The sequence below is a fragment of the Microcoleus sp. PH2017_05_CCC_O_A genome (genome assembly GCF_020738785.1).
Lineage (GTDB): Bacteria > Cyanobacteriota > Cyanobacteriia > Cyanobacteriales > Microcoleaceae > Microcoleus.
The window spans coordinates 1-1,823 of sequence record NZ_JAEQCB010000302.1 but is presented as its reverse complement, the minus strand read 5'-3'; the positions used below and the strand labels follow the sequence as shown (position 1 = coordinate 1,823).

Sequence of the window (1,823 nt, the reverse complement as noted above, 5' to 3'; positions counted from 1 at the left end):
CGATCGGGACTTTTCTGAAGATTTCGTAATTGGTAATTGGTAATTGGTAATTGAATAGTAGAGGCAGGTTTTACCAACAATCTTTAATTCCCACCAACAATCGAACTAAACCCGCCCGCACCAAGCGACAGAAATTCGATCGCACATTTGAATGATTTGTGATTGGCAATTGAGAATTTGCCATTGATAATTGGACTTATGCACCTATAGCAATCCTTGAGTCCTGGACGCAACTGGAACTTTTATGGAACTATTTTTTGGGTCACTTGTTGCGTTTGAGCGCTTAAATATAAGAGCGCCCAAGCGCAACTACGTACCTTGATTTAATGTGACAGTGGCATCTAGGAATGACCTGGTTGAAAGTAATAAGTTGAAATCTTTGAATGTTGTGAATTATTCAATTGAAAATTCTAAATCTAAAATTACTAGGTTAGCAATCTAGATTTGACGGTAATGGCTCCCACACACCATAAAATAGCGTTAACCATCTCCGAACGCTGGATGTCCTCTTCAGCTAAAAAACTGGCAAACTCTTCATCAATATTCAGGTGGTCTGCAAAAGCATAAAGCACGCGTTTGTAATTTGTGGGCATGGGTGTTAATGTGACTTTTACTAAATTTAACAGCGCGTTCAAACAGTTAAGCATAATCCCTGATTCGTCAATATCTTCTGCATCGAGCAAGTACAGGGTTTCTGCAATGTCGCAAATAGCGTCTATTTGTGTGGGTGGTGTTCCCAGTTCGCTGACATCGATATCGCACAGTTTGAGAGCATTAATCGCTAGTTGTGGACGGGTAAAAAATACAAGTTGACCGCCAGCTACTAAAGGCGGTTCTTCTTCTCCACAGACAATGAGAGTATACAGATTAGGTACTTCGGTGTCGGGGTCGATGCGGAAACCTAACAGCCGCAGCAATTTTTCTTGATTGGGGTTGGCTGTTTGCAGTTTGGTTGCGAAAAGTTTTGATTGTGACATGATTTTTTAATTGCGATAAAATTAATGCTATTAAACCAGATTTCTAGGCAAAATCCGGGCTTGAGTGAGACACCTACAAATAAACTGGGTTCAAGAAGCCAGAGTGCACAAGTTGTGTGCTACAAATTTTGTTGGATGATGTCGCAGCATTCAGCGACGGTTGCTCTTTTTTCCATGGCTGCGACTAGGGCTTGGTAAGCGGATTGATGGCTTTCGATTAGGGTTTTTGCTCGCAGCGAGCCCCAGTTTTGTTTGAGTTGAATTTCGGAAACGGGACGGCGTAGTTGTGTTAAAATTGCGCTGATTTTTGTACGGTCTTCTGCTCCTCCTATGGCGTTGCCGTAAACAACTTTTTCGGCGACTATTCCGGCCATCCAGACGGTGCAGTATTGGTCTAAAAGTTGGACGGAAAGAGTGCCGTTTTCGAGTTGAGATGCTAGTTGTTGGTCTGCAAATCGGACGCCGCCTTGGGCTGTTTGACCTTGTTTGAATGCTTCAAGAGCGTTGAGGGCGTAGCTGGTTACGGGAATTCCCAACAGGTGGGCGACGAGGAAGTGTCCGGCTTCGTGGTGGAGGATACGATCGCGCTTTTCTTTAGAACTTCCCCCCAGCAAATCTACTAATATTGTACCGCCTTGACCTTGCCACTGGAAACTGTCGAGGGTGGCTAGCCCCAACAGGCAAAAGGTGGCGATCGCAGGTACGGCCTCTGGTAGGTTGAATAGGGGGCCCAATATTATCGAAACGGTGATGGCGAAGATAGAAATAGCGATAATATTCAAAGAAGTGTCTTTCATTATTGGGAATTGGTAATGGGGAATTGGTAATGGGGAATTGGTAATGGGG

2 protein-coding genes are annotated in these 1,823 nt (G+C 44.0%); both read right to left on the bottom strand.

Annotated features, from left to right (window positions below):
- Nucleotides 1–425 precede the first annotated feature (425 nt).
- Nucleotides 426–977: a hypothetical protein gene (locus JGK20_RS34125; protein ID WP_293142754.1), complete on the bottom strand. Its 552-nt coding sequence runs from the start codon at nt 975–977 to the stop codon at nt 426–428.
- 119 nt (nt 978–1,096) lie between these two features.
- On the bottom strand, nt 1,097–1,774 hold the full coding sequence (locus JGK20_RS34120) for an ATP-dependent Zn protease (RefSeq protein ID WP_293175219.1): 678 nt from the start codon (nt 1,772–1,774) through the stop codon (nt 1,097–1,099).
- Between the last annotated feature and the right edge of the window lie 49 nt (nt 1,775–1,823).

Bases quoted from the DNA above. Each gene is read 5' to 3' on its own strand.
- JGK20_RS34125 (WP_293142754.1), bottom strand. From the start codon at position 977: ATGTCACAATCAAAACTTTTCGCAACCAAACTGCAAACAGCCAACCCC.
- JGK20_RS34120 (WP_293175219.1), bottom strand. From the start codon at position 1,774: ATGAAAGACACTTCTTTGAATATTATCGCTATTTCTATCTTCGCCATC.